10 protein-coding genes are annotated in these 14,764 nt (G+C 66.5%); 5 read left to right on the top strand and 5 right to left on the bottom strand.

Going from position 1 to position 14,764, the window contains the following annotated elements; translation table 11 throughout:
- Nucleotides 1–80 precede the first annotated feature (80 nt).
- Complete coding sequence (locus OG329_RS15730) at nucleotides 81–3,986, top strand: DNA-directed RNA polymerase subunit beta' (protein WP_405795748.1); 3,906 nt, start codon at nucleotides 81–83, stop codon at nucleotides 3,984–3,986.
- Between the two features lie 66 nt (nucleotides 3,987–4,052).
- Here OG329_RS15730 and OG329_RS15725 read toward each other — a convergent pair whose 3' ends face one another.
- From OG329_RS15725 to OG329_RS15705, 5 genes are all read right to left on the bottom strand, one after another.
- Nucleotides 4,053–5,012, bottom strand: a complete 960-nt coding sequence (locus tag OG329_RS15725) for a M48 family metalloprotease (RefSeq protein WP_405795747.1) — start codon at nucleotides 5,010–5,012, stop codon at nucleotides 4,053–4,055.
- Entirely contained in the window at nucleotides 5,009–6,040 is a 1,032-nt protein-coding gene (locus OG329_RS15720) for a hypothetical protein (protein ID WP_405795745.1), read from the bottom strand. Before OG329_RS15720 ends, OG329_RS15725 begins: the two co-directional genes overlap by 4 nt.
- Nucleotides 6,037–8,181, bottom strand: coding sequence for a hypothetical protein (locus OG329_RS15715; protein WP_405795744.1), 2,145 nt, complete (start codon nucleotides 8,179–8,181; stop codon nucleotides 6,037–6,039). The genes OG329_RS15720 and OG329_RS15715 overlap by 4 nt, the downstream gene beginning before the upstream one ends.
- Nucleotides 8,178–8,960 (bottom strand): hypothetical protein, encoded by a 783-nt coding sequence (locus tag OG329_RS15710; RefSeq protein ID WP_405795742.1) that lies wholly within the window; start codon nucleotides 8,958–8,960, stop codon nucleotides 8,178–8,180. Before OG329_RS15710 ends, OG329_RS15715 begins: the two co-directional genes overlap by 4 nt.
- A 142-nt stretch (nucleotides 8,961–9,102) precedes the next feature.
- The gene (locus OG329_RS15705) at nucleotides 9,103–9,807 is read right to left on the bottom strand and encodes a Crp/Fnr family transcriptional regulator (protein WP_405795741.1); all 705 of its coding nucleotides are present in this window, start codon (nucleotides 9,805–9,807) and stop codon (nucleotides 9,103–9,105) included.
- A gap of 367 nt (nucleotides 9,808–10,174) precedes the next feature.
- Between OG329_RS15705 and rpsL the strand changes: the two genes are divergently transcribed.
- The 4 genes from rpsL to tuf all read left to right on the top strand — a co-directional run bounded on the left by rpsL (nucleotide 10,175) and on the right by tuf (nucleotide 14,549).
- Nucleotides 10,175–10,546 carry a 30S ribosomal protein S12 gene (gene rpsL, locus OG329_RS15700; RefSeq protein ID WP_003948652.1) on the top strand — a complete coding sequence of 124 codons (372 nt, stop codon included), beginning with the start codon at nucleotides 10,175–10,177 and terminating at the stop codon, nucleotides 10,544–10,546.
- Between the two features lie 3 nt (nucleotides 10,547–10,549).
- The gene (gene rpsG / locus OG329_RS15695) at nucleotides 10,550–11,020 is read left to right on the top strand and encodes a 30S ribosomal protein S7 (protein WP_023539364.1); all 471 of its coding nucleotides are present in this window, start codon (nucleotides 10,550–10,552) and stop codon (nucleotides 11,018–11,020) included.
- A 38-nt stretch (nucleotides 11,021–11,058) separates the two neighbouring features.
- Nucleotides 11,059–13,188, top strand: a complete 2,130-nt coding sequence (gene fusA, locus OG329_RS15690; protein ID WP_405795739.1) for an elongation factor G — start codon at nucleotides 11,059–11,061, stop codon at nucleotides 13,186–13,188.
- A 167-nt stretch (nucleotides 13,189–13,355) separates the two neighbouring features.
- Complete coding sequence (tuf, locus tag OG329_RS15685) at nucleotides 13,356–14,549, top strand: elongation factor Tu (protein ID WP_069627353.1); 1,194 nt, start codon at nucleotides 13,356–13,358, stop codon at nucleotides 14,547–14,549.
- Nucleotides 14,550–14,764: the final 215 nt, after the last annotated feature.

The following is a 14,764-nucleotide window of genomic DNA, read 5'->3' as shown; positions in this document are numbered from 1 at the left end:
CCTGCGCCCTGGCGGGCACGGGCGGGACCCCGTACAGACCACGATTTGAGACTCGACCCCGAAAGAGGGATTGACGACAAGTGCTCGACGTCAACTTCTTCGACGAGCTGCGGATTGGCCTCGCCACCGCGGACGACATCCGGACCTGGTCCCACGGCGAAGTGAAGAAGCCGGAGACCATCAACTACCGCACGCTCAAGCCCGAGAAGGACGGACTCTTCTGCGAGAAGATCTTCGGTCCGACCCGGGACTGGGAGTGCTACTGCGGCAAGTACAAGCGTGTCCGCTTCAAGGGCATCATCTGTGAGCGCTGTGGCGTCGAAGTCACGCGCGCCAAGGTGCGCCGTGAGCGGATGGGCCACATCGAGCTTGCCGCTCCCGTCACCCACATCTGGTACTTCAAGGGCGTCCCGTCGCGTCTGGGATACCTGCTCGACCTCGCGCCGAAGGACCTCGAGAAGGTCATCTACTTCGCCGCGTACATGATCACGTTCGTGGACGAGGAGCGCCGGACGCGCGACCTGCCCTCGCTGGAGGCACATGTCTCCGTCGAGCGTCAGCAGGTCGAGAACCGTCGCGACTCCGACCTCGAAGCCCGCGCCAAGAAGCTCGAGACCGACCTGGCCGAGCTGGAGGCCGAGGGCGCCAAGGCCGACGTGCGCCGCAAGGTGCGCGAAGGTGCCGAGCGTGAGATGAAGCAGTTGCGCGACCGTGCGCAGCGCGAGATCGACCGTCTCGACGAGGTGTGGAGCCGCTTCAAGAACCTCAAGGTCCAGGACCTGGAGGGCGACGAGCTGCTCTACCGCGAGCTGCGGGACCGCTTCGGCACGTACTTCGACGGCTCGATGGGCGCCGCGGCGCTCCAGAAGCGCCTGGAGTCCTTCGACCTCAACGAAGAGGCCGAGCGGCTGCGCGAGATCATCCGTACCGGCAAGGGCCAGAAGAAGACCCGTGCGCTCAAGCGCCTCAAGGTCGTCTCCGCGTTCCTCCAGACCAGCAACAGCCCCAAGGGCATGGTGCTGGACTGCGTGCCGGTGATCCCGCCGGACCTGCGTCCGATGGTGCAGTTGGACGGTGGCCGCTTCGCGACCTCCGACCTGAACGACCTGTACCGCCGTGTGATCAACCGCAACAACCGCCTCAAGCGTCTCCTTGACCTCGGTGCCCCCGAGATCATCGTGAACAACGAGAAGCGGATGCTCCAGGAGGCCGTCGACGCGCTGTTCGACAACGGCCGCCGCGGTCGCCCGGTCACCGGTCCCGGCAACCGGCCCCTGAAGTCCCTCAGCGACATGCTGAAGGGCAAGCAGGGCCGATTCCGCCAGAACCTGCTCGGCAAGCGGGTCGACTACTCGGCCCGTTCCGTGATCGTCGTCGGACCGCAGCTCAAGCTGCACCAGTGCGGTCTGCCGAAGGCCATGGCGCTGGAGCTGTTCAAGCCGTTCGTGATGAAGCGCCTGGTGGACCTGAACCACGCGCAGAACATCAAGTCGGCCAAGCGCATGGTCGAGCGTGGCCGCACCGTGGTGTACGACGTCCTCGAAGAGGTCATCGCCGAGCACCCGGTGCTGCTGAACCGTGCTCCGACCCTGCACCGCCTCGGTATCCAGGCCTTCGAGCCGCAGCTCGTCGAGGGCAAGGCCATCCAGATCCACCCGCTCGTGTGCACCGCGTTCAACGCGGACTTCGACGGTGACCAGATGGCCGTCCACCTGCCGCTCTCCGCGGAGGCGCAGGCCGAGGCCCGCATCCTGATGCTGTCCTCGAACAACATCCTCAAGCCGGCCGACGGCCGTCCGGTCACCATGCCCACCCAGGACATGGTGCTCGGCCTCTTCTTCCTCACCACGGACGAGGAGGAGCGCGAGGTCATCGGCGCGGGCCGGTCCTTCGGCTCCAGCGCCGAGGCCACGATGGCGTTCGACAACCGGGAGCTCTCGCTCCAGGCGAAGATCGACATCCGCTTCCCGGTGGGCACCATCCCGCCGCGCGGCTGGACCCCGCCGGTGGGCGAGGACGGCGAGACGAACGCCGAGTGGCAGCAGGGCGACCCGTTCCGGCTGCGTACGACCCTGGGCCGCGCGCTGTTCAACGAACTGCTGCCCGAGGACTACCCGTTCGTCGACTACTCGGTGGGCAAGAAGCAGCTCTCCGAGATCGTCAACGACCTCGCCGAGCGCTACCCCAAGGTCATCGTGGCGGCGACGCTCGACAACCTGAAGGCGGCCGGCTTCTTCTGGGCGACCCGCTCCGGTGTCACCGTCGCCATCTCCGATGTCGTCGTGCCCGAGGCGAAGAAGGCGATCGTCCAGGGTTACGAGGCGCAGGACGAGAAGGTCCAGAAGCAGTACGAGCGCGGTCTGATCACCAAGGACGAGCGCACGCAGGAGCTCATCGCGATCTGGACCAAGGCGACCAACGAGGTCGCCGAGGCGATGAACGCGAACTTCCCGAAGACGAACCCCATCTTCATGATGGTGAACTCGGGCGCTCGCGGAAACATGATGCAGATGCGTCAGATCGCCGGTATGCGTGGTCTGGTGTCCAACGCCAAGAACGAGACGATTCCCCGTCCCATCAAGGCGTCCTTCCGTGAAGGTCTGTCCGTGCTGGAGTACTTCATCTCCACGCACGGTGCCCGTAAGGGTCTGGCCGACACCGCCCTGCGTACCGCCGACTCGGGTTACCTCACCCGTCGTCTGGTGGACGTCTCGCAGGACGTCATCATCCGCGAGGAGGACTGCGGCACCGACCGCGGCCTCAAGCTGCGGATCGCCGAGCGCGGCGCCGACGGTGTCCTGCGCAAGGCGGAGGACGTCGAGACGTCCGTGTACGCGCGGATGCTCGCCGAGGACGTCGTCGTGGACGGCAAGGTCATCGCACCGGCCAACGTCGACCTGGGCGATGTCCTGATCGACGCGGTCGTGGCGGCCGGCGTGGAGGAGGTCAAGACCCGCTCGGTCCTGACCTGCGAGTCCGCGGTCGGCACCTGTGCCTTCTGCTACGGGCGTTCGCTGGCCACCGGCAAGCTGGTCGACATCGGTGAGGCGGTCGGCATCATCGCCGCGCAGTCCATCGGTGAGCCCGGTACCCAGCTCACGATGCGTACCTTCCACACCGGTGGTGTGGCGGGCGACGACATCACGCAGGGTCTGCCGCGTGTCGTCGAGCTCTTCGAGGCCCGTACGCCCAAGGGCGTCGCGCCGATCTCCGAGGCCGCGGGCTCCGTCCGCATCGAGGAGACCGAGAAGACGAAGAAGCTCGTCGTCACCCCGGACGACGGAAGCGAGGAGACGCCGTTCCCGATCTCCAAGCGCGCCCGTCTGCTCGTGGGCGACGGTGACCGCGTCGAGGTGGGCCAGAAGCTCACCGTGGGTGCCACCAACCCGCACGACGTGCTGCGGATCCTCGGTCAGCGCGCGGTCCAGGTCCACCTGGTCGGCGAGGTCCAGAAGGTCTACAACTCGCAGGGTGTGTCGATCCACGACAAGCACATCGAGATCATCATCCGGCAGATGCTGCGCCGCGTGACGATCATCGAGTCCGGCGACGCGGAACTGCTGCCGGGCGAGCTTGTCGAGCGCTCGAAGTTCGAGACGGAGAACCGCCGCGTGGTCACGGAAGGCGGCCACCCGGCCTCCGGCCGCCCGCAGTTGATGGGTATCACCAAGGCGTCGCTGGCCACCGAGTCGTGGCTGTCGGCGGCGTCCTTCCAGGAGACGACCAGGGTCCTGACCGACGCGGCGATCAACGCCAAGTCGGACTCCCTGATCGGCCTCAAGGAGAACGTCATCATCGGAAAGCTCATCCCGGCGGGTACGGGTCTCTCCCGCTACCGCAACATCCGGGTGGAGCCGACCGAGGAGGCCAAGGCCGCGATGTACTCGGCCGTGGGCTACGACGACATCGACTACTCACCGTTCGGCACGGGCTCCGGCCAGGCCGTTCCGCTGGAGGACTACGACTACGGTCCGTACAACCAGTAAGAGGGTCGCTTGACCGGCCGGAGGGCGGTCACCTCGTTTCGTACGGGGTGACCGCCCTCCGGCGTGTCAGTGCTGCCTCTCGCTGTGCCGTCGCAGCGCGTACAGCCGGGCCCGGCTGTCGGGGTGCGAGGCGAGCAGCCGGGCCAGGACGGCCCATGGGCCGGTGGTCCGGGCGTCCTCGATGTCGGTTCCTTCCGTGGCGAGCGGGCCACTGAGCAGTGCCGTCAGATGGGTGGTGAGCCCGAGGCCGCTCGCGTACCGGTCGGCCCGCAGCTCCGCGTGGCGGCCGACCGCCCGGATCAGGAACGGAGCGGCGACGAGGAGCAGGATCAGACCGTTGGTGATCACGACGGCGAACACTGCACCGGCGATGAGCGCCAGGACGATCACCTCTGCGGTGATTCGTGACCGTTCACGCGCTCGTACGACGACCGTGTGGAGCAGACGCCAGGTGAGCCGGCCGGGCAGTGAGTACCAGTACGCCAGCAGCGCCGACCACGCGTGGCCACCCACGTGATGGCCGAGTTCGTGCGCGAGGACGGCCGCGAGCTGACCGTCGGGCAGTTGTTCCACGGCATGGGTCGTGACGCTCACCATGTGCCCGCCGGTCGCCGCCGCGTTGATGTCGGAGCTCTCCTCGACCCAGAGCGTGTACACCGACGCGTCCACGCCGGCGCGCGCGGTCACCTCGTGCCACAGCGGTGTCAGCCGCGCGAGTTCTCTCTCGGTGGGGTGATGCATCCCCATGAACAGACGCGCTATGACGTTCTCGGCCGGTCGCCAGAAGGCGAGCGACCCGCTCAGCGACCACAGACCGGTCCACGCCCAGGGCGAGAGTGCGGTGAGCTGCCCCAGGAGGAGCGAGACGGCGATCACGATCAGCAGACTGAACAGCGCGTTGGGTATGTGCAGTGCGAGATGTACGGCCGTGGCGGCGTCGATGCCACGGTGCCGGGCGCTGATGTGCACGCGGCCCTCGTGCCGTCCGAGGGGAGCGGAGTCGGGATCACCGTCGGGTGCCGTCACGGTTCGCTCCTCTCCACGCCTGTGCCTGCGCCGTGGGCGGGAGGAATGGCCTTCGCGTCTTCGTCGGCGGGGGACCGGCCCCGGGCATGCTGCGTCAGCACCCGGTTGATGGTCGCGGCCACGTGTTCCTTGGGCCGCTCCATCTGGTAGTTCTCCAGGCCGTGTTCGCTCAGGATCTGATCCACCAGATGGAGCTGGCTCGCGACCAGGTCCGTCTGCTCCTTGCGCAGGTTCTCCAGGACCAGAGCAGTGTCCTGCGGGTGTTGGACGAGATGCAGGACAAGCGGCGCGAAATCGCCCTTCGCCAGTTGCTCCTCGTAGAACTTGATCCGCTCGCCGGCCATCCGCCGCTCGTACTCCTGGGCTTCGAGATCCCGGCGCAGTGACTCCATCCGGATGCGGTGCTCAGGAGGCGTGGCGGTCGCCTCGTGGTGGGCGGTGCGCAGCCGTTCGCTCTGGGAGCGTTCTCCTTGGTCCGTGTGGAGCCGCACGGTGCAGCCGACGGCCAGTCCCTCCGCCGCGGCCAGTGGTGGCGCGCTGTCGAAGGACTGCTGGACCGCTGCCTCGGCCGCGCGGACCGAGTGGATCTGATGCAGACGGCTGGCCTGTCGCAGGATGTGCCCCAGGCGAGGCCCCAGCAGGGCCGGGACGTCACGTACACCGCGATCGATCACCGCGGCCGGATCCGTCACCTGCCAGGTGAGATCCGCGACCGCCTCGAACTGGAAGGCGTCGACCGCGCTGGGCAGGGAGAGTTCGAAGCGCACAGGGTGAAGTCCCATGTCCACCTCGTAAAGAGCGATGTAGTGCTTGGCGGCGGCATCGCCACGCCGGGGGCGCAGGGGCGGCGGGAAGGTGTCGTACGTGCCCTTGGCGGTGACGAGCACCAGTGCGTGGTCGGCGCGGGTGCGCGGGCGCCGTCTCGTGTACTCGAAGCGTGAGAGCTGACGGACGGTGCGTACGGGATCCTTGAGGCCATGGCTCGACAGCGGCGGCGCGGGCCGCTCGGACGGCGGGGTCTGCGTCATTGGGGTGCTCCTTGGGGGAGGGCCGCACCGGGGACTGCGACCAGGAGCCGTTCGGCGACGGGCCCGCCGTCCGTCCTCGACACGGTGCGCAGCAGGTGGCCCAGGCGTCCGCACTCCGCCGGTTCCCGGGCGAGGTCGGCCAGGAGAACGGAGAGTGCTCCCTCCACGTCCGGTGACTGATCGGCGAACCTGATCCACCCGCCCATGATCTTCAGCGCCTGATCCGTGTGCCGGCGGTCGTTGAGTGCGGTGCGCCACAGCTCCGTCAACTCGTGTGCCTCGACCGGGGTTTCGTCCAGCGCGTCGCAGTACCACTCCAGGACGAGCGGCTGGACCCGCGCGTCGTCGCCGACTTGTTCACAGGCGAGCAGGAAGGCGCCGAGCAGCGGACCGCGGACTGTCTGATCGCTGCTGACCAGTTCTGACAACTCGGTGAGGACGGGACCGCGGGCGGCGAGCAGCAGGAGCTGCACGGCCTCGACCAGTTCGAGCAGTTCCTCGCTGTCGTCTTCTTCCTCCCAGTCCTCCCGGTCCTTCTTGGAGCCCTCGTTGCGCTGGTACTCACGAGTGGCGGTGATCAGTGCCTTCATGGCCTCCTCGCGGAGTACCGGGCCAAGGAGCCCGTAGGCGCGAATGGCTGTCCACCGGCGGTTCTCGTCCTCCCCGACGCACCAGTCGTGCAGGATCTCCGGAATGGCCGGCGTCTCCAGCAGATGAGCCAGCGTGAGCGTGTTCGCGGCGGCGAGTCGTGAGCCGTACTTCTTCCCGTCGGCCCAAGGCTCGACGAGATGGGCAAGACCGGACGAGAGATCGGAGCTGGTGAGTACGGCCGCCGCGGCTGAGGCTCTTGTACGGACCAGAGGACGGCCGTCCGTGGCCAGGTCGCGGAGCCAGGAGACGAGCGCGGGCCGGGCCGACGGGTAGAGCAGCCACGCCGTGTCGAGCAACCGGGCGGGTATCTCCCGGTCCTTGAACGCGGCCATGTACTGGTCGACGGAGCCCCATGCGGTGGTCTCGGTCGACTGATAGCCGCGCGCTCTGGCCAGGTTCAGTCGAGTCTGCCGTGAGCTTCCGAAGACAGGGACGCCTTCCGGTTGCCCCGGATTCTCTGTCTTGTTGAGCAGAGTGAAGAGTCTGTCGCCCAACTCCGCGGCGACCGCGTACGGCGCCTGGTCGAAGACGCTCAGCGAGATCAGAAAAGCCTTGTCACGCAGATGAGTGGTGTCCCCGGTGAGCCAGGACTCGATCTGGACCTGTGTGGTCTCCTCACCGAGGGACGTCAATTGCTCCTCGGGTGCCGTTCCTTGGGCGACCGCGACCAGACGCCGGGCGAAGGCGGACGCCTCGACCGGCGTACGGTCCCGGTCCAGAAAGCTACGTACCGGCGCCAGGTCCTTCACGCGCTCCCAGTCGGCCGCGCCCGCGTGCGAAAGGACATGTGCCTCGAGTACGTCCTGTGCGCACGGTGGTTCCCACACCACATGATCCACGTCGCGGGGCGCCGACGACTCGGCCACGGTGATCACCAGATGGCTCTGGCTGGATACCAACTGCTCGCGGATGGCGAGCAGATGGGGCTCCTGGAGAGGCCGGGTCCTGCTGACCGTGATGTCGGCCAGCAGATGACCGGCCGACGTCTCAAGGTGATCTCGCACGGAGGCCGGAGAGGTCCCGGGATCCAGCAACCGGATGTGGCCGAGTCCCAGGCGGTGGAGCAGCATCATCGCCGCCGCTCGACGACCGGTGGCGATGCCTCCAGAAAGGATCACGACGTGATCGTCGCGCAGTCGCGACAGTGCCTCCGTGAAGCGGGGACCCTCGGCGAAGACGAGAGAGAGCTGAGCCAGCGTGTTCGCGGGGATCTCACCGGACATGGGCTGTGATTCGGTGTAGCTGCTGTAGGTGCCGACGTGGATGTTGACATTCCCGTGGACCTCGCCGCCCGCCAGGCCGTACTGACTGCCGTGGACGAGCCCGCCGGCCAGGTCGCGTGGGCTGTGCTCGATGAGATCCCTCCTGGCGGCCCAGGCCGGTGGGCGTTGGTCCGCGGCGGCGTCGGTCGTCTCCTGCTTCTTCTCCTCCTCGCCGCTGCCGGCAGGCTTCCCGTCGTCGGTGGTCTTCTCCGGATCGGTCTGACTCACCGCTGATCCTTCCGGGGCTGTCGGTCGAGGGAAATGTTGAGGTCGCCGTGGTTGGTGCCGCCGGCGATGCCGTACTGGTCGCCCATGATCTGGGTGGAGGTAGGCGTACGGGGTTGTGCCGGGGCGGCTGCGGCGGGACCGGCATCGCTGTCGGGAACAGCAGTCGATTTCGGCGTACCGCCGCTGCCTTCCTGCTCCGGGCCTGCCGAGGGGACCGGTCCGTAGAGCCAGGCGGAGAGGAGCCCGTTCTTGCTCTGCGGTGTGATGTGGCTGAAATCCTCGGGCCGGATGCCGGGATGGCCGTGTCGCACGATCCCCTGATGCACGGAGTCGGAGACACAGAGTGCGAAGTCGTCGGGGCGTTCGCGCAGCGCGTCCCGCAGCAGTGTGGCGTCGAGCAGCCGGCAGGCGTGGTTGAGGTCTGTGCCTACCCACCCCTCGTGGGCGTCGATGGCGACGTATCCGGTGGCCAGGACGGCACGCAACCGGATCTGGGCGCTGCTGGCGGCCATGCGATTGGTCTTGCGGAGTTGGACCGGTACTTCGGTGAGCAGCGTCCGCAGCAGAACGCTCACCGGTGCGTTGGCGTCGATCAGTTCCATCACGGAGTCGCCGCGGTCGGCGCGCTGGCGCCGGCCGGAGTCGATGCCGGCGGCGTCCAGGGTCTGATCGGCGATGTCGTAGAGCATCCGGCGCAGATAAGCCTGCTCGACATCGTCGCGGTCGCTGTAGCGCTCGATGTCCAGGAGCAGGATGGTCCGGTTCACGGGGTTGGTCATGGTCACCTCTCGGTCGGTTTGCCGAATGACGGCAGACTGGCCGGAGCGGGACATGAACGGTGAGGGCGTATGACGCTGACGAAGTGTGACCGTGTGCACAGACGGCGCTCGCGCCGGCGCCGGGGCCGCAGGTCCTGCCGGGTCAGCCGCTTCCTCCCACCCGGCGCAGGACGTCCGGGCGCAGGATGACCAACGTGCGCCGGCCGGTCACGATGATTTCGCGCTCACGTAACTCTTTGAGGAGGCGCTGCACCATCTCCCGAGAGGCACCCACGGAGCCCGCGAGTTCCATCTTGCTCAGCGGTACGGCCAGTTCGATGCCTGCCGGAACGGGGCGGCCGTGTGTCCTGGCCAGCTCCAGCAGCAGCGCGGCAAGACGCTCACGTACGGTCAGTGAGGCGAACTCCAGTCGTCGCCGGTCGCCGGCCCGGCTGCGGTCGCTGGTGAGCCCCAGGAGTTTCAGCATGGCCTCGGGCCAGTCCGCCAGGTACTTCTGGAAGCCGTCGTGGTCGATCACGGCCGCCCGTACCGGTTCGAGCGCGGTGACGGTGGCCGAGCGCGGTCTTCCCGTGAGGGCCGCCGACTCGCCGATGATGTCCCCGGGGCCGCGCAGGGCCAGGAGCATCACATAGCCGTTGGGCGCGGTGGCGGTGACCTTGGTCCAGCCGTTCAGGACCAACAGGATGTGGCCGGACGGTTCGTACTCGCGCAGCAGCTCAGCGCGGGGCGCGAAACGCATTTCGCGACCCAGCGTGAGCAGCGCGTCGCGCTCCGTCTCTTCGAGCCGCGCCAGAAAGGGGACCCTGTCGTCGAGGCCGTCGTCGCCGGGAGTCGGCACACGTACCATGGCCGCCTCCCGTCCCTCGTATGGGCCGCAGGAATCAACGTACTGAAGACCGCGTCCGCCAGGGCGGGAACGGCCAAGAGGGCCCGGTCGGCAGGGATCCCCGGTACCGGAATCGGGCGCTGTTCCAGCCTGTCGGCATTTGTTTTGACCGGAGTCGATGAGGTAGGTACGCTCAGACCTTGTGCCTGGGGTGTGCCTGGGCTCCTGTGCGTGTCCTCAACCGCATGGCGAGTTCGGACAAAGGCCACCGCAATCTGCGCTGTCTCCGCCTCCAGCGGGATCTTGCAGTATTCGACACACCCGACCGCGTGGGTCGGCGAGTGTTCCAGGTTAGTTTTACTAACGGCACACAGAAACCGGAGAAGTAGTGCCTACGATCCAGCAGCTGGTCCGGAAGGGCCGGCAGGACAAGGTCGAGAAGAACAAGACGCCCGCCCTTGAGGGTTCCCCTCAGCGCCGCGGCGTCTGCACGCGTGTGTTCACGACCACCCCGAAGAAGCCCAACTCCGCCCTGCGGAAGGTCGCGCGTGTGCGTCTGACCTCCGGTATCGAGGTCACGGCTTACATTCCGGGTGAGGGACACAACCTGCAGGAGCACTCCATCGTGCTCGTGCGTGGTGGCCGTGTGAAGGACCTGCCGGGTGTTCGTTACAAGATCATCCGCGGTTCCCTGGACACCCAGGGCGTCAAGAACCGCAAGCAGGCCCGCAGCCGCTACGGCGCCAAGAAGGAGAAGTAAACAATGCCTCGTAAGGGCCCTGCCCCGAAGCGCCCGGTCATCATCGACCCGGTCTACGGTTCTCCTCTTGTCACGTCGCTGATCAACAAGCTTCTGCTCAACGGCAAGCGTTCCACCGCCGAGCGGATCGTGTACGGCGCCATGGAAGGCCTCCGCGAGAAGACCGGCAACGACCCGGTCATCACGCTGAAGCGCGCGCTCGAGAACGTCAAGCCGTCTCTCGAGGTCAAGTCCCGCCGCGTCGGCGGCGCCACCTACCAGGTGCCGATCGAGGTCAAGCCCGGTCGCGCCTCCACCCTCGCGCTGCGCTGGCTGGTCGGTTACTCCCGCGCCCGTCGCGAGAAGACCATGACCGAGCGCCTCATGAACGAACTGCTCGACGCCTCGAACGGCCTCGGCGCTTCGGTCAAGAAGCGTGAGGACACGCACAAGATGGCCGAGTCCAACAAGGCCTTCGCGCACTACCGCTGGTAGTCAGCGCCCACATCGAGACCGAGAGAAGATTGAGCCTTATGGCCACCACTTCGCTTGACCTGGCCAAGGTCCGCAACATTGGGATCATGGCCCACATCGACGCGGGCAAGACGACCACCACAGAGCGGATCCTGTTCTACACCGGTGTGAGCTACAAGATCGGTGAGGTCCACGACGGCGCTGCCACGATGGACTGGATGGAGCAGGAGCAGGAGCGCGGCATCACGATCACGTCTGCCGCGACGACCTGCCACTGGCCGCTCGACGATGTCGATCACACGATCAACATCATCGACACCCCGGGTCACGTCGACTTCACCGTCGAGGTGGAGCGTTCGCTCCGCGTCCTCGACGGCGCTGTCACCGTGTTCGACGGCGTGGCGGGCGTCGAGCCGCAGTCCGAGACCGTATGGCGTCAGGCGGACCGCTACGGCGTGCCGCGTATCTGCTTCGTCAACAAGCTCGACCGGACCGGCGCGGAGTTCCACCGCTGCGTCGACATGATCTCGGACCGCCTCGGCGCGGTTCCGATCGTCATGCAGCTTCCGATCGGTGCCGAGATGGACTTCAAGGGCGTCGTCGACCTCGTGTCGATGAAGGCCTTCGTCTGGTCCGCCGAGGCCACCAAGGGCGAGATGTACGACGTCGTCGACATCCCGGACACGCACACCGAGGCCGCCGAGGAATGGCGCGGCAAGCTCCTCGAGGTCGTGTCCGAGAACGACGACGAGATGATGGAGCTGTACCTGGAGGGCCAGGAGCCCACCGAGGAGCAGTTGCACGCGGCGATCCGCCGTATCACGCTCGCCTCCAAGGGCGCGGCCGACTCCGTCACCGTCACGCCCGTCTTCTGTGGCACCGCGTTCAAGAACAAGGGTGTTCAGCCCCTGCTCGACGCGGTCGTGCGCTACCTGCCCTCCCCCCTCGACGTCGACGCCATCGAAGGCCACGACGTCAAGGACCCGGAGAAGGTCATCCAGCGCCGCCCGTCCGACGACGAGCCCTTCGCCGGGCTCGCCTTCAAGATCGCGAGCGACCCGCACCTGGGCAAGCTCACCTTCGTCCGGATCTACTCCGGTCGCCTGACGGCCGGCACCGCGGTGCTGAACTCCGTGAAGGGCAAGAAGGAGCGCATCGGCAAGATCTACCGTATGCACGCGAACAAGCGTGAGGAGATCGAGTCGGTGGGCGCCGGCGACATCGTCGCCGTCATGGGCCTGAAGCAGACCACCACCGGTGAGACGCTGAGCGACGACAAGAACCCGGTGATCCTGGAGTCCATGGACTTCCCGGCGCCGGTGATCGAGGTCGCGATCGAGCCCAAGTCCAAGGGTGACCAGGAGCGTCTGGGTGTCGCCATCCAGCGCCTCGCGGAGGAGGACCCCTCCTTCCAGGTTCACTCGGACGAGGAGACCGGCCAGACCATCATCGGTGGTATGGGCGAGCTTCACCTCGAAGTGCTTGTCGACCGCATGAAGCGCGAGTTCCGCGTGGAGGCGAATGTCGGTAAGCCGCAGGTCGCTTACCGTGAGACGATCCGCAAGACCGTCGAGCGTATCGACTACACGCACAAGAAGCAGACCGGTGGCACCGGTCAGTTCGCGAAGGTGCAGATCGCGATGGAGCCCATCGAGGGCGGCGACGCGACCTACGAGTTCGTGAACAAGGTGACCGGTGGCCGTATCCCCCGTGAGTACATCCCCTCGGTGGACGCGGGCGCGCAGGAGGCCATGAAGTTCGGCATCCTGGCCGGTTACGAGATGGTGGGCGTACGCGTCACCCTTCTCGACGGTGGCTACCACGAGGTCGACTCCTCGGAGCTCGCCTTCAAGATCGCCGGTTCGCAGGCGTTCAAGGACGGTGCCCGCAGGGCGTCGCCCGTACTTCTCGAGCCGATGATGTCCGTCGAGGTCACCACGCCCGAGGACTACATGGGCGATGTCATCGGCGACCTCAACTCCCGCCGTGGCCAGATCCAGGCCATGGAGGAGCGGCACGGTGCTCGACTCGTGAAGGGCCTCGTGCCTCTCTCGGAGATGTTCGGCTACGTCGGAGACCTCCGCAGCAAGACCTCGGGTCGCGCAAGCTACTCGATGCAGTTCGACTCCTACGCCGAGGTTCCCCGGAACGTCGCCGAGGAGATCATCGCGAAGGCCAAGGGCGAGTAGCTCGTCCCGAGCACGCTTTAGGCTTGTCACCGGCAAGCCCTGGGGCCGCCGGACACCGCGTACGGGAAACCGCGCGAGGTGACCGGTGCCCCGGAGCCCCGGCATCCCAGCAAAGATCACCTGGCGCCGATGAGTAAGGCGTACAGAACCACTCCAGGAGGACCCCAGTGGCGAAGGCGAAGTTCGAGCGGACTAAGCCGCACGTCAACATCGGCACCATCGGTCACATCGACCACGGTAAGACGACCCTCACGGCCGCCATTACCAAGGTGCTGCATGACGCGTACCCGGACCTGAACGAGGCCTCGGCCTTCGACCAGATCGACAAGGCTCCTGAGGAGCGCCAGCGCGGTATCACCATCTCCATCGCGCACGTCGAATACCAGACGGAGTCGCGTCACTACGCGCACGTCGACTGCCCCGGTCACGCGGACTACATCAAGAACATGATCACGGGTGCGGCGCAGATGGACGGCGCCATCCTCGTGGTCGCCGCGACCGACGGCCCGATGCCGCAGACCAAGGAGCACGTGCTCCTGGCCCGCCAGGTAGGCGTGCCGTACATCGTCGTCGCGCTGAACAAGGCCGACATGGTGGACGACGAGGAGATCCTGGAGCTCGTCGAGCTCGAGGTGCGTGAGCTCCTCTCCGAGTACGAGTTCCCGGGCGACGACCTGCCGGTCGTCAAGGTCTCGGCGCTCAAGGCGCTCGAAGGCGACAAGGAGTGGGGCCAGACCGTCCTCGACCTGATGAAGGCCGTCGACGAGTCGATCCCGCAGCCCGAGCGTGACGTCGAGAAGCCGTTCCTCATGCCCATCGAGGACGTCTTCACGATCACCGGTCGTGGCACGGTCGTCACCGGTCGTATCGAGCGTGGTGTGCTCAAGGTCAACGAGACCGTCGACATCGTCGGTATCAAGACCGAGAAGACCACCACCACGGTCACCGGCATCGAGATGTTCCGCAAGCTGCTCGACGAGGGCCAGGCCGGTGAGAACGTCGGTCTGCTCCTGCGTGGCATCAAGCGCGAGGATGTCGAGCGCGGCCAGGTCATCATCAAGCCCGGTTCGGTCACGCCGCACACCGAGTTCGAGGCCCAGTCCTACATCCTGTCGAAGGACGAGGGTGGTCGTCACACCCCGTTCTTCAACAACTACCGCCCGCAGTTCTACTTCCGTACGACTGACGTGACCGGCGTCGTTACCCTCCCCGAGGGCACCGAGATGGTCATGCCGGGCGACAACACCCTCATGACGGTCTCGCTGATTCAGCCGGTCGCCATGGAGGAGGGCCTGAAGTTCGCCATCCGCGAGGGTGGCCGTACGGTGGGCGCCGGCCAGGTCACCAAGATCAGCAAGTAGTACTCGCTGGTCCGGCCTGGTAGCTCCAACACGAGCGACCAAGAAGTGGGCCCCGCACCGAAGTTGGTGCGGGGTCCACTTCTTTTTTGCGTGAGACATGCCGATGTGACGCGGGACACATGTCGGATGGTGATCAACGCCTCACTTTGTGTCGTTTTGGCAACCTGGACCGAACCCTTGCTCGATGGATACCTTCTCCATCATTCCTTCAACTG

This window comes from Streptomyces sp. NBC_01506 (assembly GCF_045040295.1).
Lineage (GTDB): Bacteria > Actinomycetota > Actinomycetes > Streptomycetales > Streptomycetaceae > Streptomyces.
The sequence above is the reverse complement of the archived record's forward strand: the minus strand, read 5'-3'. Positions and strand labels throughout refer to the sequence as shown.

Excerpts from the sequence above, each read along its gene's own strand:
- OG329_RS15705 (WP_405795741.1), bottom strand. The coding sequence starts at position 9,807 with ATGGTACGTGTGCCGACTCCCGGCGACGACGGCCTCGACGACAGGGTC.
- fusA (WP_405795739.1), top strand. The coding sequence starts at position 11,059 with ATGGCCACCACTTCGCTTGACCTGGCCAAGGTCCGCAACATTGGGATC.
- OG329_RS15720 (WP_405795745.1), bottom strand. The coding sequence starts at position 6,040 with ATGACGCAGACCCCGCCGTCCGAGCGGCCCGCGCCGCCGCTGTCGAGC.
- rpsG (WP_023539364.1), top strand. The coding sequence starts at position 10,550 with ATGCCTCGTAAGGGCCCTGCCCCGAAGCGCCCGGTCATCATCGACCCG.
- OG329_RS15710 (WP_405795742.1), bottom strand. The coding sequence starts at position 8,960 with ATGACCAACCCCGTGAACCGGACCATCCTGCTCCTGGACATCGAGCGC.